The sequence below is a fragment of the Empedobacter sedimenti genome, assembly GCF_030005555.1.
Classification (GTDB): Bacteria; Bacteroidota; Bacteroidia; order Flavobacteriales; family Weeksellaceae; genus Empedobacter; species Empedobacter sedimenti.
In genome coordinates this window covers 96,326-115,851 of the sequence record NZ_JASCQG010000012.1, presented here as the reverse complement: position 1 = coordinate 115,851, position 19,526 = coordinate 96,326, and the positions used below count along the sequence as shown (strand labels likewise).

The 19,526-nt window shown below is 29.3% G+C and carries 19 protein-coding genes and 1 pseudogene; 19 read left to right on the top strand and 1 reads right to left on the bottom strand.

The genetic code is table 11. From position 1 onward, the window contains the following. The first annotated feature begins 57 nt into the window (after positions 1-57). From QHG34_RS12260 to QHG34_RS12245, 4 genes and pseudogenes are all read left to right on the top strand, one after another. Positions 58-1,803, top strand: coding sequence for a recombinase family protein (locus tag QHG34_RS12260; RefSeq protein ID WP_276681396.1), 1,746 nt, complete (start codon positions 58-60; stop codon positions 1,801-1,803). 17 nt (positions 1,804-1,820) lie between these two features. Then, positions 1,821-2,090 (top strand): annotated as a pseudogene (locus tag QHG34_RS12255) (DUF2400 family protein); the annotation flags it as partial. 134 nt (positions 2,091-2,224) lie between these two features. Further along, a complete protein-coding gene (locus QHG34_RS12250; protein ID WP_282630494.1) occupies positions 2,225-2,809 on the top strand; it encodes a helix-turn-helix domain-containing protein in 585 nt (194 codons plus the stop codon). Between the two features lie 114 nt (positions 2,810-2,923). Further along, positions 2,924-3,574, top strand: a complete 651-nt coding sequence (locus QHG34_RS12245) for an alpha/beta hydrolase (protein WP_282630492.1) — start codon at positions 2,924-2,926, stop codon at positions 3,572-3,574. A 47-nt stretch (positions 3,575-3,621) separates the two neighbouring features. Here QHG34_RS12245 and QHG34_RS12240 read toward each other — a convergent pair whose 3' ends face one another. Continuing rightward, entirely contained in the window at positions 3,622-4,137 is a 516-nt protein-coding gene (locus tag QHG34_RS12240) for a hypothetical protein (protein ID WP_282630491.1), read from the bottom strand. A 106-nt stretch (positions 4,138-4,243) separates the two neighbouring features. Here QHG34_RS12240 and QHG34_RS12235 point away from each other — a divergent pair, with 106 nt between their 5' ends. The 15 genes from QHG34_RS12235 to QHG34_RS12165 all read left to right on the top strand — a co-directional run bounded on the left by QHG34_RS12235 (position 4,244) and on the right by QHG34_RS12165 (position 19,496). Next, entirely contained in the window at positions 4,244-5,428 is a 1,185-nt protein-coding gene (locus QHG34_RS12235; RefSeq protein ID WP_282630490.1) for a glycosyltransferase, read from the top strand. Next, positions 5,415-6,326: a glycosyltransferase family A protein gene (locus QHG34_RS12230; protein WP_282630489.1), complete on the top strand. Its 912-nt coding sequence runs from the start codon at positions 5,415-5,417 to the stop codon at positions 6,324-6,326. The genes QHG34_RS12235 and QHG34_RS12230 overlap by 14 nt, the downstream gene beginning before the upstream one ends. Before the next feature lie 3 nt (positions 6,327-6,329). After that, positions 6,330-7,772, top strand: a complete 1,443-nt coding sequence (locus QHG34_RS12225) for an MBOAT family O-acyltransferase (RefSeq protein WP_282630488.1) — start codon at positions 6,330-6,332, stop codon at positions 7,770-7,772. A 3-nt stretch (positions 7,773-7,775) separates the two neighbouring features. Further along, positions 7,776-8,711 carry a hypothetical protein gene (locus tag QHG34_RS12220; protein WP_282630487.1) on the top strand — a complete coding sequence of 312 codons (936 nt, stop codon included), beginning with the start codon at positions 7,776-7,778 and terminating at the stop codon, positions 8,709-8,711. Between the two features lies 1 nt (position 8,712). Beyond that, the gene (locus tag QHG34_RS12215) at positions 8,713-9,870 is read left to right on the top strand and encodes a glycosyltransferase (protein WP_282630486.1); all 1,158 of its coding nucleotides are present in this window, start codon (positions 8,713-8,715) and stop codon (positions 9,868-9,870) included. 74 nt (positions 9,871-9,944) lie between these two features. Then, the gene (locus QHG34_RS12210; protein ID WP_282630485.1) at positions 9,945-10,703 is read left to right on the top strand and encodes a hypothetical protein; all 759 of its coding nucleotides are present in this window, start codon (positions 9,945-9,947) and stop codon (positions 10,701-10,703) included. Continuing rightward, positions 10,703-11,578, top strand: a complete 876-nt coding sequence (locus QHG34_RS12205) for a UbiA prenyltransferase family protein (protein WP_282630484.1) — start codon at positions 10,703-10,705, stop codon at positions 11,576-11,578. Before QHG34_RS12210 ends, QHG34_RS12205 begins: the two co-directional genes overlap by 1 nt. Further along, positions 11,568-12,890, top strand: a complete 1,323-nt coding sequence (locus QHG34_RS12200) for an FAD-binding oxidoreductase (RefSeq protein ID WP_282630482.1) — start codon at positions 11,568-11,570, stop codon at positions 12,888-12,890. Before QHG34_RS12205 ends, QHG34_RS12200 begins: the two co-directional genes overlap by 11 nt. Next, the gene (locus QHG34_RS12195) at positions 12,887-13,612 is read left to right on the top strand and encodes an SDR family NAD(P)-dependent oxidoreductase (protein WP_282630481.1); all 726 of its coding nucleotides are present in this window, start codon (positions 12,887-12,889) and stop codon (positions 13,610-13,612) included. Before QHG34_RS12200 ends, QHG34_RS12195 begins: the two co-directional genes overlap by 4 nt. Next, complete coding sequence (locus QHG34_RS12190) at positions 13,612-14,202, top strand: HAD-IB family phosphatase (RefSeq protein ID WP_282630480.1); 591 nt, start codon at positions 13,612-13,614, stop codon at positions 14,200-14,202. Before QHG34_RS12195 ends, QHG34_RS12190 begins: the two co-directional genes overlap by 1 nt. Before the next feature lie 31 nt (positions 14,203-14,233). Further along, entirely contained in the window at positions 14,234-15,742 is a 1,509-nt protein-coding gene (locus QHG34_RS12185; RefSeq protein WP_282630478.1) for a hypothetical protein, read from the top strand. After that, positions 15,742-16,884 carry a glycosyltransferase gene (locus tag QHG34_RS12180; RefSeq protein ID WP_282630477.1) on the top strand — a complete coding sequence of 381 codons (1,143 nt, stop codon included), beginning with the start codon at positions 15,742-15,744 and terminating at the stop codon, positions 16,882-16,884. Before QHG34_RS12185 ends, QHG34_RS12180 begins: the two co-directional genes overlap by 1 nt. Before the next feature lie 3 nt (positions 16,885-16,887). After that, the gene (locus QHG34_RS12175; RefSeq protein WP_282630476.1) at positions 16,888-17,436 is read left to right on the top strand and encodes a serine O-acetyltransferase; all 549 of its coding nucleotides are present in this window, start codon (positions 16,888-16,890) and stop codon (positions 17,434-17,436) included. 6 nt (positions 17,437-17,442) lie between these two features. After that, positions 17,443-18,507: a glycosyltransferase gene (locus QHG34_RS12170; protein WP_282630475.1), complete on the top strand. Its 1,065-nt coding sequence runs from the start codon at positions 17,443-17,445 to the stop codon at positions 18,505-18,507. Next, complete coding sequence (locus QHG34_RS12165; RefSeq protein ID WP_282630474.1) at positions 18,507-19,496, top strand: glycosyltransferase family 2 protein; 990 nt, start codon at positions 18,507-18,509, stop codon at positions 19,494-19,496. The genes QHG34_RS12170 and QHG34_RS12165 overlap by 1 nt, the downstream gene beginning before the upstream one ends. The last annotated feature ends 30 nt before the right edge of the window (positions 19,497-19,526 follow it).

The following is a 19,526-nucleotide window of genomic DNA, read 5'->3' as shown; positions in this document are numbered from 1 at the left end:
TAATAATTTTTTTTTCCACTTTTTGAAAATTCGTAATTTTGAGTATAAATCCTAATTATGCTCGGAATCTACGTAAGAACATCAAACGCCAAAACAAACAAGAACGATTTTTCCATCGAAGATCAAACAGTTTCGGGAATAAAATTAGCTAAAAGTCTTAACATACCTTATGAAATTTATGAAGACAAAGGTATAACTGGTACCGATGAAAACCGTCCAAGTTTATTGCGCCTCCTGAAGGATATCAAAAAGAAAAAAATCACACATTTCTATGCTATAGACCAAGCAAGAGTTGAACGTAAATTAGGAGTTTGGGTTTTGTTTTCTGGTGAATGTATAAATCATAAAGTTGAATTTTATTTAGGAAACCAAAAAATTGAACTCACAGATCCACAAAGTATGTTCAATGCCAACATTATGTCGTTAATTAATAGTTTTTACGCCGAAGTAACCTCTCAAAAAGTAAAATCGGCTAATAGATTAAAAGTTAGCAAAGGTAAAACACATGGAGTAAAAGCTCTTGGAATTGGTCGTGATGAAAATAATAATTTTAGAGAGATTCCACATGAGTCAAAAATTGTAAGAGAAATATTTGATTTATCTATAAATGGAGTTGGAGTTTATGAAATAGCAAATAAAATGACCGCTAGGGGTTATATTACCAAAAGTGGGAATAAAAAATGGTCTGGTTCAACAATAGATGGAATACTTAAAAATAAAATTTATAAAGGTGAATTTTGGTTTAGTAGAGGTGATATAGAAAATAGGGTTCGTTATGACTTAGATTTTCATATAATTGATCCATTAATTTTTGATAAAGTTCAAGATTTTCGATCTAATAAAATGATCAAATCTGGTGTTAAGAATAAGTATTCTTATCTTTTAAGTGATAAAATGATTTGCGGTCAATGTGGAGGAGTTCATAAATATGTCGGAATGCACAAACCGTCGAGTAGAACTTCTGTATATCGTTGTAGTAATAGGAACCATCAAGTACAAATTGAATGTCGTGATTCAATTAATTTAACCATTAAAAAGTTTGATACATTTATTGTTAACTTAATCTTTTTATCGACAATTTTTGATGATGTTTTATCTAAAACTTATTCACAAGATCAAAGGAAGAAGGAATTAGGAAATCAAATCAAAAAGTCTAAAGGAGATTTGAAAAATCTAAAAACACGTAAAACGAAACTACTTAATTTTATTGATACTATAGATGATTCTCAGGATGAAGATTTACATGAAAGATTCAATAATATTGTTAAAGAAATCGCTCAATTAGAACATGATATAAGTTTGTATAAAAATGAGTTGTTGACAATAAATACAAACAATCCTGTAGATGAAATCAAGGAGATTCAACAATTAAATTATAAAAATATTAGTAAACAACAACTAAAAGACATCGTTAATAAAACCATAAATTATATTAAGATTCATTCACAATTTTCTACGAATGAATTTATTGTTGAAATTTTGTTTTCCGGATTCCCAACACCACTAATGTTTCATTCTACAAAAATTATGGAACAGTTTAATCTGTTATTACCAAAAAATAAAATTCAAAAGAATGATTTGTTAAACAAACTGGAAGAAAATCACACACAAAAATTTATTACTCCCTTATTAGAAAATAAAAAATTTCTTGATTTAAAGATGAACCAAGATGATTATTTTTCTAATAGTGACTACGTTGATGACATAGCGTTAGAATATGAAGTGATAAAGGATACTCCTTTTGATGTTAATGATTATACCATAAATTTGAAAGAGTTACAGTTAATTGACTATATTAATTAATTGCTACCTTATTTATACGTGCAAACATGTATTTGCGCTGGATGATTCGGGATGACAAACAAGGTGTTGATTTAGGAATTTGGAAATCCATACCAACTTCTATTCTTTCTTGTCCTTTGGATGTTCATTCAGGTAATGTTGCCCGAAAACTTAATATTTTGATTCGAAAACAAAACGATGCAAAAGCGTTAAAAGAATTGGATACAAAATTGCGTGAAATGGATATAAATGATCCAGTGAAATATGATTTTGCGTTATTTGGATTGGGTGTTTTTGAAGGATTTTGAGTAAAGCATTATATAAAATTGTGTTTTTTAAGATTAACTTAAGTGTTTTTTAACGCATAAACTAGTTGAAAAAAACTAAATTCGATTTCATCTTACTAATTACCTCGTAGATTTTGTACAATAAATAATAACAAATGGTAAAGATACTTGTTGGAGAAGAGTTTAAAGAAGTAGAACTAAAAGGTACTTTAAGAAATAATTATGCAATTTCCAATTTCGGACGTTTGGTTAGTTATCAATACGATTTGGAAGAAGATGGTAGACTTTTAAAAGGCAGTTATGTAAACGGATATAGAATTTTGCGTTACAGTTATAAGGATGAAGTTGGTCGTAAAAAGTATACTCAAAATTTGATTTATCATCTTGTTGCTGAAAAATTTTTACCGCCACCAACAGAAGATCAAACCTATTTATTGCATATTGATTTTGTAAAAGATAATGATAATGTGACGAATCTAAAATGGGGAACGAAAGAAGAGTTCCGAGATCATTTTATGAATAGTCCTTTATATGAAGATGGAATTGAAAAATCGAAAAAAACACGTCAGAAAATGGATGGTAATAAATTAACAACAACTGATGTTATTCGAATCAAGAAAATGTTAGCCAATCCAAATCGTAAAACACGATTGAGATTGATTGCAAAACAATTCGGGATTAGTGAAATGCAATTATATCGTATAAAATCTGGTGAAAACTGGGGGCATGTCGAGATTTAAAATATAATTTACAGATAAATTTGCAACGTTTGTAATAGAGAAACGGTATTCAGTTCAATTGAATGCCGTTTTTTTATTTATAAATTAGAATTAAATTCGCTAAAAATATTTAGTATGAAAGAATTGAATGAAATAAAATATATAGAACGTTTACCAGTTGTTAAAACAGATAAAACGCCACTTTTTGTATTGATACATGGCTATGGTAGTAACGAAGAAGATTTGTTTTCGTTTGCGCAAGATTTGCCGCAAAATGCTCATATCGTAAGTGTTCGCGCTCGTTACGATATTCCTTATGGAGGTTTTGCATGGTACGATATCAACTTTGTTAACAATGAAAAATGGATGGATGAAGAACAAGCGGTTGAGTCTCGTAATAAATTGGTAGAGTTTATTGATGCAATTGTTCTGCAAGAGAATTTAGATGAAGCAAATGTAACATTGATGGGCTTTAGTCAAGGGGCAATTTTGAGTTATGCAATTTCTCTAAATTATCCAGAAAAGATTAAAAATGTAGCTATTCTTAGTGGTTATCCAGAAGATAAAATTATTGGAGATTTTGATCTATCAAAAGATTTTTCTAACTTAAATTTCTTTGTTTCACACGGAACAGAGGATGTTGTGTTGCCAATAGAATTAGGTAGAATGGGAGAAGAGTTCTTAAAATCGTTGAACATCAATTTCGAATACCATGAATACAGAAGTGGACATGGAATTGTTCCTCAAAATTATTATGATCTGATGGATTGGATCAAGAGATTTTAACATCAAAGTGAAGCTGAATTCAGTTCAGCTTATCATCATATAAAGATTTATATAAATTTAACTTCTATGGCGTCTCCGTGATATTCTTTTAGTGAGGCGTCATAGAATTCTAAATTAGTGTAACGATATAATAGCTCGGTTAACTCTTTTTTTAGAATACCTTTTCCGTAGCCGTGTATTAAAATTAACCGAACTTGGCTTTCAAACATTGCTCGTTCTATCTCGTTTCTTGCAACATCAAGCTGAGTTGTGATAATTTCTGCGTTATCCATATCGCGCCAATTATCCACCAAATTTTCAATATGTAAATCAATTTCTCGCGTTAAATACGGATGACGATGAGATTTTCTGAAAGTTTTAAACTTTGGTTTTGTAAAAATTTTCTTTTCTTCATCACGATATTCATCATAATCAATCTCAATATCTTTGATGATTTCGTCTTGATGATATTCATATTCAAAACCGAATTCGTCGTTAAAATAAACACAATCTCCTTTTAATTTGGTGATTGTCCCAGAAATATTATCATCTATCACTTTAACTTTTGTTCCAATTTTGAACATTTCTTCATATTTTTTACAAAATTAAGAATAATTTTATGTGTTTTTAGATTATTGTATTATTCAATTCAGAATCAATATTGTACTTTTGTGGCATCAAACCAACCAAATGTCAAATCAACCTAAAAAAATAAAAGTACTTTTTAGGCTTCGCTCATTAGAAATGGGTGGAGTTCCGAGAGTGGTTTTAGATTTATTGCGAAACTTGCCAAAAGATAAATTCGATTTTACATTGATGCTAAATTTGTATCAAGGCGAATTGATTAAAGATATTCCGACTGATATAAAATTAATTGTTGTTGAAAAAGGAAAAGAACAAATGAGTTCTAATCCAATGATTCAGAAATTACAATTAATTTGGCGCAGAATGAAATTAGAAGTTTATGATAAATTTCCTTCAATTTTATACAAAATAAAAGTTCCAGAAAAATACGATATCGAAGTTTCTCCAGGTTATGCAGAATTTGATATGGTGCTAAATTCTCCAGATAAAAAATCGAGAAAATTGGGATGGTTTCATACTGATGTTGGTTATGATAAAGATCAACAACGTGTTTTGAGTAGAATTGAAAAAATGAAGCGTTTCGATTTTATGATTTTTGGTTCAAAACAAACACGTCAAGTAATCGAGGATTTGTATCAAGTGACTTATCCAAAATCTACAGTTATTTACAATGTGATAAAAGTTGATGAGGTTTTGAAAAAAGCTGAACTTTTTGAATATTCTTATGAAACAGACGTTCCTGTTTTTTCGTCAATGGGACGATTACATCATCGCAAAGGTTATCACACGTTGATGAAAGTTCATAAACGATTATTAGATGATGGTTTTGTTCATAAAATTGCCGTGATTGGAGGAGGAAATGAAATGGAAAATTTAATCAATCAACGTAAGGAACTAAATGTCAAAGATTCTTTTTTATTATTAGATTCTCAAACCAATCCGTATCCATATATCAAAGCATCCGATTATTTTATTTTACCAACACAATCAGAGTCGTATCCGCTTGTAATTGGTGAAATAATGTGTATGCGTAAGCCAATTATTTCGACAAATGTTGGAGGAATTGCTGAGATGATAGATGATGGAGTAGACGGAGTTTTAATCAAATATGATGAAGACGAAATGTATGAATCAATGAAATCATTTATGACGAATACAGAATTGGTTCAGAAAATTATTGGAGGGACTGAAAATGCGTACAACAAATTTGATGAAAAAGAGATCTATCGTCAGGTTTCTGAAGTTTTTGAACAACAATATCAATTAAAATTAGAAAATGAGCGAGGTTAAAATTACTGTTGTAACACCTTCGTATAATCGTGCGCATACGTTGACGCGTGTGTATGATTCGTTAAAAAATCAGACTTTCAGAGATTTTAAATGGATTATTATGGACGATGGTTCTACGGATAATACCAAAGAAATTGTTGAAAATTTCAAATCAGAAAATTTAATTGAAATTGAATATTTTTGGAACCAAAATCAACATAAATTCATCACCGTTTTTGAAGGAATTAAGAAAGTGACTTCAAAGTATTTTATGATTGTAGATTCGGATGATTCATACCCCTCAGATTCTTTACAAATATTATTTGATGAGGTTGAGAAAATCTCAAATCAAGATAAATATATTTCCGTAATGGGATTATCGCAATATACAGATGGAAAAATCGTAGGAAATCAATATCCAAATAATGGTTTTGATGGTTCAATTTTCGATATGCGTTATAAGTACAAAGTACGTGGAGATAAGTTCGGAATTTTTATAACAAAGACTTATCAACAATTGTTGAAAAACTTTGATTACTCACCTTACAAAAACAAAGGATACATACCTCAATCAGTATTTTTTAACACCTATGATGCTGATGGTGTGCAAACTAAGTTTGTTAACAAAGTTGTTCGTAACTATCATTTGGATGATGAAGATGAAAATTCAGTTTCGAATACACGATGGACTGGAAAAAATACATTTGGCTTGATGGAAGGTTATCGTTCTTTTCTGAATTCTTATGGAACAAAACTTTTTGGATATCCAAAAGCTTTAATTCGTAATTTAGTTGGATATCAAGTCTATTCGATTATTAATAAACGTGGTTTATTTGAAATAAATAAAGGATTGAAGTATTTTAAATTATTGTCAACATTGGTTTATCCGTTGTCGTATATATACTATAAACAGAAATAAAATATGTTATTTAATTCTATTTCTTTTGCGATTTTTTTACCAATCGTTTTTGCACTTTACTGGTTATTAAGAAAGAATTTGAAATTTCAAAATATCTTACTTTTAGTAGCGAGTTACTATTTCTATGGATGTTGGGATTGGCGTTTCATGTTTTTGTTAGGCTTTTCAACTTTTTTAGATTATTATTCTGGAATCAAAATAGAAGAAGCAACTTCTCAAAGTCTCAAAAAAATATGGTTAACAATTAGTATTGGGATTAATCTTGGTTTTTTAGGTTTCTTTAAATATTATAATTTCTTTGCAGATTCTTTTGCTGAAATGCTGAATGGATTTGGCTTAGAAGTTCACCCTTGGACATTGCAAATTATATTACCAGTTGGTATTTCGTTTTATACTTTTCATGGCTTATCTTATATCATTGATATCTATTACGGAAGGCTTAAAGCAGAAAGAAATATTGTCGATTATTCAGTTTTTGTTAGTTTCTTTCCGTTGTTAGTTGCAGGACCTATAGAAAGAGCGACGCATCTTTTGCCTCAAATCAAGAAGAAAAGAGTTTTTGATTATTCGCAAGCAGTTGACGGAATGCGTCAAATTCTTTGGGGATTATTCAAGAAAATGGTAATTGCGGATAATTGTGCAATTTATGCAAACGAGATTTTTTCTAATCCAGAATCACAGTCAGGATCTAATTTAGTTTTAGGAGCTATTTTTTTCACATTTCAGATTTATGGAGACTTTTCTGGATATTCGGATATTGCACTTGGTGTAGCACGTTTGTTTGGAATTAATTTATTGAAAAACTTCAACTATCCTTATTTTTCTCGTGATATTGCCGAGTTTTGGCGTCGTTGGCATATCTCGTTATCAACATGGTTTCGCGATTACTTATACATTCCGTTAGGAGGAAGTAAAGGAGGAAATTGGATGCGTGTTCGCAATACATTCATTATTTTTATTGTAAGTGGTTTTTGGCACGGAGCCAATTGGACTTTTATCTTTTGGGGATTTTTGAATGCTTTGTTTATAATGCCTTCAATATTACTGAAAACGAATCGTAATAATTTAGAAATTGTAGCGCAAGACAGAGTTTTACCAAATGTCAGAGAGTTATTTAATATGGTTTTGACGTTTAGTTTAACAGTTTTAGCTTGGATATTTTTCCGTGCAAATTCAGTTACTCATGCGTTTGAATATATAGGAGGAATTTTTAATCAATCACTTTTCACTCTCCCTACTTTACGTAAAAGTGCATTAGCAACATTAGTATTAATCGCATTTTTATTGGTGATTGAATGGATTGGTAGAAGAAATAATTATGGTATTGAGAAATTTTTAATCTCTAAACCAAGATGGGTTAGATGGTGTTTTTATGCATTTGTTGTGATGATAATCGCTTTGTTTTTGCAAACAGAGGAAAGTCCATTTATTTATTTTCAATTTTAAATCATGAAAAAATTTTTAATTAATATAGGTTTATTTGGGTTATTTGCAGTTATCTTCTATCTTGTAATAATGCCACTTTGGAGTTCTTTTCTTCCATCATATATGTCTAAAAATGTAAGAAGCTGTATGGGGTGTTACGGACATACATTTACACGTATGCAAGATGCTCAAAAGACCAAAAATGTAGATGTTTTAATTGTTGGTTCTTCGCATGCTTATCGTGGAGTTGATCCAAGAATTTTGAAAAAAGATGGAATTTCTGCCTTCAATTTAGGTTCAAGCGCACAAACACCAATTAATACAAAAGTACTTTTGCATCAATATTTGGAACAAATTAATCCAAAACTAGTTGTATATGAGGCTTATGCAGGAACGATGAATATAGATGGAGTTGAGTCTTCTCTGGATATTTTGAGTAACAATAAAATTGATATTAATTCGATCAAAATGGCGAACGAAATTCATAATTTATTAGCTTACAATACTCTAATTTTTTCTGGATTTCGACAAATTTTTGGCTTGAATAAAACATTTAGTGAAGTGACACAACAAGGAGAAGATACATACATTTCGCCAACTGGATATGTAGAAACTAAATTCAGAAAAAATATTTTTAATGATGAGAAAATCTCAAAATGGGATTTAAGAGAAAATCAGAAAGAGGAGTTTGTGAATAATATTGCTTTTATAAAAAGTAAAGGAATTGATGTATACATTATTCAAGCACCAATAACAAAAACACTTTATAATTCGATTAATAATAATGAAGAAGTAGATCAATTTTTAGGTAAATTAGGTAATTATAAGAATTATCAAAATTTAGTTGAATTAAAAGATTCGACAGATTTTTTTGATAACAATCACTTGAATCAAATTGGTGTTGAGAAATTCAATGTAATTTTGAGTAAGGATTTGAAAAATATTTTAAGGAAAAAGTAAAATGACCAACCAACCACCTAAAAAAATATTATTTGTCTATTATAAACTCTTCAAAGCAGGAGGAGTAGCGCGTGTATTAGTTTCTTTAGCTAATGAGTTAGTTGCAAAAGGACATGAAGTTTCTATTGCAATTATGATTAACGATACAGCAAGTTTTTTTGAATTAGATAAGCGTGTTAATCTCATCGTGATTGATACTTTTTCGCATTGGGGATTTCAGAAAATAAATGTTAATCTGAATAAGTATTTGCCAAAATTACCCTACAAGAATAACATCAAGAATTATGTGTACGATTTTGGTCAATGGGAAATGTTGCATAAATGGATGAATAAAAATCATCAGGATTACGACCTTATCGTTTCTTCTTGGTATAAATTGTCAGCACAATTAGCGCTAAATAAAAAAGTAAGACACAAGACTATTGCTTGGGAACACGCCAATTTTGAGGTTGGAGGTAAGTTGTGGTTTGATATTTTGCGAAAATATTATAAGAATTTGAAAGCGGTAGTTTGTATTAATTCAAATTCTTTACAACATTACAAAAGCATTAATAAAAATTCATTTTTAATTCCTAATTTAATTGGAGAACCTTTTGAATCTTTTGATCAGAATTTGATTTCTCAAAAAGAAAATACCTTGATTTATGTAGGGCGTTTAGACCAAGACAAAAATGTTGGAGAGATCTTAGATATCGTTAATCAAGTTGATTTAAACGATTTTCAGTTAAAAATTATAGGTGATGGACCTTCGAGAAATGACTTAGAGAATAAATTAAATTCGAACGAAAATTTGAAAAATAAAGTTCAATTTTTAGGGAGTCAATCTATCACAGAGATATATAAAGAACTTACCAAAAGTAAAATATTTCTTTTCACAAGTAAAACAGAATGTTTACCAACGGTTTTGATTGAAGCAAATTTGATGTCAAATGCGTTAATTTCTTATAATTGTAACTATGGACCTTCAGATATTGTTGATGAATCAAATGGATTTCTAATTCCGAAATCAGATCAGAAACAATTTATAGAAAAACTTCAGTTCTTGATTAATCAGCCTGAAGAATTAAATACAATTTTACATACATGTAGTCGTAATTCGTATAAGTGGCGTAAAAAGGAGATTTTAGAACAATGGGATTTAATTTTTAGCACGAAATGAATCAAAAATTAAGAATAGTAAAACTGAAATTTAGACGTTTACGTTATTTGATAAAGTGGTTTATTCAATTTAAAATGAATAAAATACAATCTTATCAAAATATGGAAGAAATGAAGATTAATTCAGATTCTAAACCTCTTATTTTGGTGCCTCATGCAGATGATGAATGGATTGGGAATAGTCAAATTTTACTTAAAAAGAACGCAACAGTTTATTATTTTCAATTTTTAGGGAATAATTATAATGAAACGAATAAACAAGTTCGACTTTCAGAATTGAAGAATTTGCAAAAAGAAGTAAGTTTTGATTTGATTGTTTCTTCAAGTTATGATGAATACTCGGATTTAGAAAAACTAGTATCAACTAATGAATTTACAGAAGTTTATATTCCATTTCCAATAGATTGGCATTTAGAGCATATTAAAGTAAATACGATTTTTCAATCAATTTTATCTCAATTTGAGAATAATATCAAATTGTATTTTTATCATATTTCAGTTCCATTTCCATCAAATATAAAAGGAAGTTTTATTACGTTAACTCAAAAAGAACTATTGTACAAACAGGATATTTTTTCGAAAGTATATAAGTCACAATACAATACACCAATTAGTCGTTTAAACTATCAAGCAAGACTTAATGCTAAAGAGAAAGAGATTTACGCTTGCGAAAACTATGCTGAGTTATCTTATGAAGAATGGACAGATTTGTTAAAATTTGTAGAAGAAAATTATTCAACTAAAATAAAGCCATTAATCAATTATATTGATGATTTGGTTTTGATAAGAGAAAAGTCTAATCAGGTTTATCTGGACTGGAAATTAAATAAATAATGCTGAACTATTTAAAACTTATACGTGTTAATCAATGGGTAAAGAACTTATTTGTTTTTTTACCGATATTTTTTTCAGGTAATTTGCTGAATGCTAGCCTTTTTGTTGAATCATTCTATGGATTTTTGATCTTCTCATTTGTAGCGAGTAGTATTTACATTATCAATGATTATGTTGATATAGAGAAAGATAAGAAACATCCAGAGAAGAAAAATCGTCCACTTGCAAGCGGAAAAATTTCAAAGAATAATGCATTAATCCTATTCTTTTTTTTAGTTGCAATAACAAGTGCCTTAGTTTTCTTTTTTGCGAACAAACAAGTCGCAATACTTGTAGCTGTTTATTTTTTTATGAATTTAGCTTATTCATTCAAATTAAAGCAAATAGCAATTTTAGATGTTATGATTATTGCTTTTGGATTTCTGTTAAGAGTCTTTGTAGGTGGTTATATGACAGGATTAGTCGTAACAGATTGGACCATTTTATTGGTTTTTGATTTGGCTTTGATTTTAGCTTTAGGAAAACGTAGAGGAGAATTAATTAATGCAGAATTAGAGGGTGTTACAAGAAAATCATTAGATGGTTATAATCTCAATTTTCTTAATTCGGCCTTAGCTATAACCTGTACTGTCGCTGTGATTTGTTATATGATGTTTATCCTTTCGCCAGAAACACAATCCAAGTTTCATCATTATATTATTTATACCTTTGTCTTTGTTTTTGCAGCTGTTTTGCGCTATTTGCAACAGACATTTGTATTCGCAAAAACAGAATCCCCTACTAAATTGATTTTTAAAGATCATTTTCTGCAAATCTTGATTGTTTTGTGGGGAATTTGTTATGTATTATTGATTTATTTTAACAATGGAAAATAAAAAATTAACTCCAGTAGCCAATTGGGGACTTTATCCATCTATAAAAGCGAATGTTGTGTCACCAACAACAATTCTTGAGTTTCAGGAAGCTGTTTTATCTAATGAAGAATTAATTGCTAGAGGAAATGGTCGTTGTTATGGAGATGCATCATTACAAAATACAATTATCTCAACTTCAAAATGGAATAAATTTATCGATTTTGATCGTGAGCATGGAATTATAGAGGTCGAATCAGGTGTTTTATTATCAGATATTTTAGAAGTTTCTATTCCAGCTGGATATTTTATTTCAGTCACTCCAGGTACCAAATTTATTACGGTTGGTGGAGCAATTGCATCAGATGTTCATGGTAAAAATCATCATATTGATGGATGTTTTTCTGATCATTTAATTCATTTCGATTTAATGATTGATAACGGAGAAATTTTACACTGTTCGCGTAATGAACATTCTGACATATTTTGGTCAACGATAGGAGGAATGGGATTGACGGGTATTATTTTGTCTGCACGTTTTATGTTGAAACCAATTGAGACAGCTTATATTCGGAACGAAGCAATACAGGCAAAGAATTTAGATGAAATTTTCGAGTTGTTTGAATCTTCTGAATCTTGGACGTATAATGTTGCGTGGTTAGATTGCTTACAAAAAGGCACTTCTTTAGGAAAATCGATTATGTTGCGTGGCGAACATGCAACCTTAGACGAATTACCTCAAAAATTCAAAAAGAATCCTTTAAAAATTAAGAAAAAATTAAACTTAAATATTCCATTTTTCTTTCCAAATTTCGCGTTGAATCCTTTATCAATCAAGATTTTCAATTGGTTATATTTTAATAAACAAGGTAAAAAACATTTAAAAAACTATGTGGATTACGAAACATTTTTTTATCCGTTAGATGCGGTGCATAATTGGAATCGTATTTATGGGAAAAATGGATTTATTCAATATCAATTTGTTATTCCAAAAGAAAGAGGAAAAGAAGGAATGCGTCAGATTTTGGAAACAATTGCTGCTAGTGGAAATGGTTCTTTTTTAGTTGTACTAAAATTGTTCGGAGATAATAATAAACAAGCTTATAATTCTTTTCCTATGAAAGGATATACTTTGGCATTGGATTTTAAAGTGAATGATAAATTGGAAAAGTTAATAAATAATTTAGATAAAATTGTAATGGATTTCGGAGGGCACATTTATCGTACGAAAGATGCAATGTCTAATCCTGCGCTTACAGATTATTTACAACATGTTGATTCACCGAAATTTGAATCAATGCAGAACGAACGTATCAATAGATTTAAACAGAAATGATAATAATAGGATCTAATTCAGATGTTGCAGTAGCTTTCGTAGAAAAGGTTTTACATGAAGGGAAACGTTTTCCGATGGTTTATTTGTTTACGTCAAATATTGAAAAAACAAAAAAGTTGGCACAACACTTTTTTGCTAAGTATGAGCAAAAATGTGAAATTGTACATTTTGATTTAACAAAAGAGAATGACTTTTCTAAGCTAGACCATATTGATTCTGAATTACTTTTTTGTGCTGCTGGTTATTTAGGCAAAAATTCGGAAGAAGGTTTGTACGATGATTGGAATACAAAGCAAATTGTAGAAATTAATTACTCAAAATTAATTGTTTTGATGAATTATTTTGCGAAGAAATTTGAGGCTAAAGGTTCGGGAACTATCATTGGTTTATCATCTGTTGCGGGGGAACGTGGTCGTCAAAGTAATTTTATTTATGGATCTGCTAAAGCTGGTTTTACAGCCTATTTAGCAGGTTTGAGAAATTATTTATTTCATAAAAAAGTTCATGTAATGACTGTTATTCCTGGTTTTATGGATACACAAATGACAGCTGATATCGAAACACCAAAACCATTAACTGCTCAACCAGATCAAGCTGCGAATATTATTTATAAGGCTTATGTCAAAAAGAAAAATGTTGTTTATGTAACATTTTTGTGGTGGGGAATTATGATGATAATTCGTAATGTTCCTGAATTTATTTTCAAAAAATTGAAAATGTAATGAATCGCAATTTATACCTTTTTGATTTTGATGGTACATTAACTTGTAAAGATACCTTATTCGATTTTTTGAAATTCTCTTTTCCTAAAGTTTACTTCATTAATTATCTGATATTTATTCCATTATTTATCGTTTCGAAATTGAAGATAATTGATGCTGGTTTTGTAAAAGAAATGTTCATTTCGAAATTTTTTAAAGGAAAATCTTATGTTGAAATTAATCGATTAGCTCAAAATTATTTCGAAAAAAATCATCAAGAATTAATTTATTCAAAAGCTGATGAATATATAAAATCATTAAGTAATTATAATGACAAGTTTATCGTTTCAGCTTCTATCGATTTTTGGGTAAAACCCTTTGCTGATTATTATGGAATGGGACTAATTTGTACAAAAGCAAAGTTTGATGATAATGGTTTTTTTACAGGTAAATTTGCTTCGCCAAATTGTAATTATCATGAAAAAAAGAATAGAATCGAAAATGAAATTGATTTAACTTTTTATGATGAAATTATCTCTTTTGGTGATACAAAAGGAGATGAAGCGATGTTCTCTATTTCAACACAATCTAATTTTAGATATTTTAATTAAAGGGCTATATTTGCACGACCAAACCAATACTATGAAAGATACTTTGAATAAAAGTCAGATCTTTATTGCCTCAATTCTGATTATTTTATTAAAATCAGTTTTTTTCTTTACAAGACATATTCAAGAGGATGCGTTGATATCTTGGAGAGTAGCACGAAATATTATCGAATATGGGGTGTACGGATACAATGGGGCTGAAAAAATTTCGGCATCAACAACTCATTTATATGTTTTTGTAGGGGTAATTTTTCAATCTATTTTCGGAGAAGGAAATTTTATTTATCCTTTACTTATTTTTAATACAATTCTACTAACAATTGGTATTTATTGGCTTGGAAAACTATTTTTAAGTTCAACTAGTCGTATAATTCTATTCATATTATTTGTTAGTTTTTTGCCTCCAGCTATAAAAATGTCCATTTTAGGAATGGAATTCGGTATGCTTTTCTTTTTTTACATGGCATTAATCAAATATGGTTTTGTAGAGAGAAAAAGTTGGGCATTTATTTTATTGCCAGTTCTAATTCTTTGGACACGTATTGACACTTGTATTTTCTTAGGATTATTATTTATTTATGATGTAATTCAACAACGTAAATGGAATATTGCATTGATGTTTGGTGGTATTTTAGCTGTTTTATCAACAGTAGCATTTAATTGGTTTTACTTTGGAGAAATTGTAAATAATACCATTACTTCTAAAAAAAATAATTATGTAAATCCAACATTATTTGAACGCTGGACGGAATTCAAATTCTTTGGTCCAAATTATTTTGGAATGATTAAATTTCCAACATCTATTTATAATTTTTCAACCATTTTATTATTTATAATTTCGTTGGTTTGTTTAGTTCTATTAAACAAAAAATGGAATGTTGATAAACGAAAAGTTGTTTCGTTTTTATTTTTATTTGGTACTACAAAAACAATAATTTTTGGTGCTGCAAACTCGTGGTTCGATTGGTATTATTGGATTCCGCAAATTTGTCTTTTTTTACCAATTATATTAGTTGTTTTAGATTCAGAAAAATACAAAATATTATCAATCGCTTATTTCATTGTCTTTTTTATACCTTTTACTGCTTATCAAGCAGTACATTCTATTGCTACAGGTCACGGAGAGTGGAATCATGCACGTAAAATAGGTTTGTATTTAGATTCTATAGAGCCAGATAAAAATAATTATATTTTCTTGGAACCAGCAGGTTATATCCCTTATTTTTCTAAGTTAAAAGTGATTGATTATGTCGGTTTAGTTGATAAACGATTAACGGAAGAAAATATCGTAAAAAATGGTAAGGAAGTTGGTTTTTCTAATCTAATCAATAAAGCAAAACCAAAATATATATTAGAAGATTTTAAACCAATGTTTAAAGGTGAATTGGCTGATAAGTCGATTTATAATGACTACGAGTTAATCAAGGAATTTAAAATAGCTGATGTTGCAAAATCTGATAATCCTATTTTAGATAAGATATATAAATTCAAACCTTCTGGTCGAGATTTTTATTTATACAAACGAAAATCGACGGCGAAATAATGGCAACTAAAAAGAAAATACTAATACGTATTGGATCACTTCGTCATGGAGGTGCAGAAAAAGTATTGGTCACTTTTCTCAAAAATCTTTCACCAGATAAATACGAAGTTGATTTGTTGTTAAATCTTTATTCGGGTAAATATCTCAAAGATGTTCCATCTTGGATAAATATTTATTATTTGAATAAAGGTGAAATGATTACGACAAATCGTCCGCAGGATATTCCGCAAAAAGCTTTTCGAGTGATTTATCAAAAGATTTTGTCATCGTTTCCAAAATTGCTTTATAAATTTATTTTACCAAATAAAAAATACGATATAGAGTTTGCGGCAATTCATGGAATGGCAGATGAAATCTTGAATTCTCCGATTAAATCTTCTAAAAAAATAGTTTGGATTCACAATGATTTGTCGAATATTCCTGAATATACAACAGTGCAATTGAAAAACTTTTTCAAGTTTGATCAAATTCTAGTGATTTCAGAAAAGATTAATCAATTATTTTTAGGTTTAGCAAGTTCAGAGGAAAAAAAACAAAAAGTTGTTAGGATTTATAATCCAATTGATGTCAATGAAATTAAAAAGTCAGCACTAGAACATTGTGAGATTCAGAAAAAGACGGATCAACCAACATTTGTTTCAATTGGAACAGTTTTCCCGCAAAAAGGATTTGATCGTCTATTGAGAGCGCATCGCAGATTGTTAGACGAAGGTTTTCAACATCAAGTTTGGATTGTTGGCGACGGTTATGATTTTCCGAATATCAAAAAATTGATTGATGAATTAAAAGTTGAAGAAACTGCTCATTTAATAGGTTTCAAAGAGAATCCTTATCCCTATTTTGTTCAGGCAGATTATTATATTTTATCCTCTCGTTACGAAGGTTATCCAACAGTTTTGTTTGAAGCGATGGTTTTAGAAAAGCCAATTATAGCAACAGATGTTTCGGGAGTTAGAGAAATGTTGAATGATGGCGAATTAGGATATATTATCGATAATGAAGAAGAAGCAATTTATGCTGGAATGAAGTATTTTATTCAAAATCCTGAAATTGCTCAAAAATATCAACAAATCATTGAAGGAAAAACATTACCTTTTGAGTTGGGTAATGCAGTAAATTCAATCGAAAAATATTTAAACTAAATTATGAAAACAATTATTCAGAAAGATTTTTATCGAAACTTTGGATATTGGACAAATTCTCCTTTATTGAAAGGTTTTATGAGTCCGGGTTTTCGTTTTATTTATTGTTTAAGAAAAGCTCAACAATATTCTGTTAAACATCCTTTAGGTTTAGTTTATCGTTTATTGTTGCGTCGTTATTCGATTAAATACGGTTATCAAATTTCTGCAAAAACAGAAATTGGAGCAGGGTTAAATTTAGGGCATTGGGGAACTGTTGTTGTTAATCCAAAATGTAAAATTGGAAAAAATTGTAACATTGCGCATGGCGTTACGTTAGGTCAGACAAATAGAGGAAAATCGAAAGGGTTTCCAATTTTGAAAGACGATGTTTGGGTAGGTACAAATGCTGTAATTGTTGGTGGAATTACAATTGGAAATAATGTGTTGATTGCGCCAAACAGTTATGTAACGCAAGATGTACCGGATAATTCGGTTGTGACAGGAAATCCGATGCAGATTATTCCAAACGATAACGCAACAGAAGGATATATTAATAATAGAATTGAATAAAATTTTTTGAAAGCTATACTTTTCATATTACCAGATCTTAACCAAGGTGGAGCGGAGCGAGTAATTACAACGCTTTGTAATGAATTGGATCGAACGAAATTCTGTCCAAAATTGGTGTTGTTCAAAAAAGAAGGTTATTATTTAAATCATTTGAAAGATGATATTGAAATTATTGAATTAAACGTTTCTCGTATTCGTTATTCGATTTTTAAGATTATACCATTGATTAAAAAGTTGAAACCAGAAATCGTTTTTACAGGATGGGGAGAAATTTCAGCTTTTTTATCACCAATCATTTCATTTTTTCCGAAAACGAAGTTTATTACAAGAGAAACAAATGTGGTTTCTGAACATGTAAAACGAAAAGAGATTCTATTCTTTTATCGGTTTTATAACAACTTTCATCAAATTATTGCTCAAAGTGACGATATGAAAAATGATTTGATTGAGAATTTTAGAATTTCGGAAAATAAAATTTTAAAAATTAATAATCCAGTTGATTTTGATTTAATTAATCGATTAAAAATAGAAAATATAAATATCGATTTTGACACGAGCTATAAAAATATTGTTGCAATAGGAAATCTTTCACCACGAAAAGGTTTTGATCTTTTATTGAATGTAATGAATGAATTACAAGATCAAAAAATACATTTAACGATTCTTGGAGATGGAGCTTTTAAAGATGAACTAGCTCAACAGAAAGATGAATTGAGTTTGAATAATGTAACGCTTAAAGGAAAAGTTTCAAATCCATTTGTTTACCTAAAAAATGCAGATTTGTTTGTACTTTCTTCTCGTTATGAGGGCTTTCCGAACGTTTTGTTAGAAGCTGGAGCTTGTGGAACTTATAGTTTGGCAAATAATTGTCCGGGAGGAATTAATGAAATTGTTCAGGAAGGGATTAATGCTGAGATTTTTCCGATAGAGGATTCGAAAGGTTTTGCTGTGAAAATGAAAGAAGTTTTACAGGAAAAACATACAGAAGAACAAATAATTAAGAGTATTCATTCAAGATTTAGTAAAGAAAAAATTATTCATCAATACGAATCAATTTTTGATAAAATATAATGTCAATTCAGCCTAAAATATCAGTCATTGTACCTGTTTATAACACAGAAAAGTATCTTTCGAAATGTTTAGATTCGATTTTGAATCAAACATTGAAAGAAATTGAAGTGATTGTTGTAAATGATGGTTCTAAGGATAATTCGCAAGAAATTATTGCTGATTTCGTTGAAAAAGATTCTCGTGTACTTTCTATCCAGAAAGAAAATGGAGGATTAAGTGATGCGAGAAATGTTGGAATTGATAAAGCACAAGGAGAATTTATCGCATTTATAGATTCTGATGATTACATTGATGCTATAATGTTAGAAAAGATGTATGATTTGAGTCAAAAACATCAATCTGAAATTGTTTTGTGTGATTTGGTGAAAGTGGATGAAAACGGAACTGAGTTTCGTGATTTACCACAGTCGCCACAATTATCTGAGAAAATTGTTTTGGCAGAAGATTTTACGATTTTTGGTGAAATGAGTTGCTTTGCATGTAATAAAATCTTTAAAAAATCGTTGTTCGAGAATCATCGATTTAGAAAAGGAATACATTTCGAGGATATAGAATTGATTCCGAAATTAGTTTTAGATTCTATGATTATTTCAAAGATCAATGAACCTTTTTATAAATATTTTGAACGACAAGATTCTATTACAAAGTCACATACAAAGAAAGGTTTGGATATGTTTTTTGCGATAAATGAAGTGACAGATTATTTTAAGTTAAGTAATTACAATACATTTGTGAAAGAATTGAAAAGATTTCAAATTGTTCAAGGGTATTATTCTTACTTAGCGTATGTTGCGTATGTGAAGGATAAAAAGTTAAAATATGAAATGACTATTGAGTTGAAAAACTTTCTGAAAGAATACGATATTTCAAAGAAAGAAATTAAAAACTATAAACGATTTGAGTATAATTATTTAAAATCATTACCATTTAAGAAAAAAGTATTTTACAAAATGACTTTATTTAACCTTAACCTACTATATAAACTATAATTTAAGTGAGTTTTATTTACCTTTTCATCT

What these genes read in the sequence shown, in the direction of transcription:
- QHG34_RS12260 (WP_276681396.1), top strand. Translation starts at nt 58, where the DNA reads ATGCTCGGAATCTACGTAAGAACATCAAACGCCAAAACAAACAAGAAC.
- QHG34_RS12250 (WP_282630494.1), top strand. Translation starts at nt 2,225, where the DNA reads ATGGTAAAGATACTTGTTGGAGAAGAGTTTAAAGAAGTAGAACTAAAA.
- QHG34_RS12245 (WP_282630492.1), top strand. Translation starts at nt 2,924, where the DNA reads ATGAAAGAATTGAATGAAATAAAATATATAGAACGTTTACCAGTTGTT.
- QHG34_RS12240 (WP_282630491.1), bottom strand. Translation starts at nt 4,137, where the DNA reads ATGTTCAAAATTGGAACAAAAGTTAAAGTGATAGATGATAATATTTCT.
- QHG34_RS12235 (WP_282630490.1), top strand. Translation starts at nt 4,244, where the DNA reads ATGTCAAATCAACCTAAAAAAATAAAAGTACTTTTTAGGCTTCGCTCA.
- QHG34_RS12230 (WP_282630489.1), top strand. Translation starts at nt 5,415, where the DNA reads ATGAGCGAGGTTAAAATTACTGTTGTAACACCTTCGTATAATCGTGCG.
- QHG34_RS12225 (WP_282630488.1), top strand. Translation starts at nt 6,330, where the DNA reads ATGTTATTTAATTCTATTTCTTTTGCGATTTTTTTACCAATCGTTTTT.
- QHG34_RS12220 (WP_282630487.1), top strand. Translation starts at nt 7,776, where the DNA reads ATGAAAAAATTTTTAATTAATATAGGTTTATTTGGGTTATTTGCAGTT.
- QHG34_RS12215 (WP_282630486.1), top strand. Translation starts at nt 8,713, where the DNA reads ATGACCAACCAACCACCTAAAAAAATATTATTTGTCTATTATAAACTC.
- QHG34_RS12210 (WP_282630485.1), top strand. Translation starts at nt 9,945, where the DNA reads ATGAATAAAATACAATCTTATCAAAATATGGAAGAAATGAAGATTAAT.
- QHG34_RS12205 (WP_282630484.1), top strand. Translation starts at nt 10,703, where the DNA reads ATGCTGAACTATTTAAAACTTATACGTGTTAATCAATGGGTAAAGAAC.
- QHG34_RS12200 (WP_282630482.1), top strand. Translation starts at nt 11,568, where the DNA reads ATGGAAAATAAAAAATTAACTCCAGTAGCCAATTGGGGACTTTATCCA.
- QHG34_RS12195 (WP_282630481.1), top strand. Translation starts at nt 12,887, where the DNA reads ATGATAATAATAGGATCTAATTCAGATGTTGCAGTAGCTTTCGTAGAA.
- QHG34_RS12190 (WP_282630480.1), top strand. Translation starts at nt 13,612, where the DNA reads ATGAATCGCAATTTATACCTTTTTGATTTTGATGGTACATTAACTTGT.
- QHG34_RS12185 (WP_282630478.1), top strand. Translation starts at nt 14,234, where the DNA reads ATGAAAGATACTTTGAATAAAAGTCAGATCTTTATTGCCTCAATTCTG.
- QHG34_RS12180 (WP_282630477.1), top strand. Translation starts at nt 15,742, where the DNA reads ATGGCAACTAAAAAGAAAATACTAATACGTATTGGATCACTTCGTCAT.
- QHG34_RS12175 (WP_282630476.1), top strand. Translation starts at nt 16,888, where the DNA reads ATGAAAACAATTATTCAGAAAGATTTTTATCGAAACTTTGGATATTGG.
- QHG34_RS12165 (WP_282630474.1), top strand. Translation starts at nt 18,507, where the DNA reads ATGTCAATTCAGCCTAAAATATCAGTCATTGTACCTGTTTATAACACA.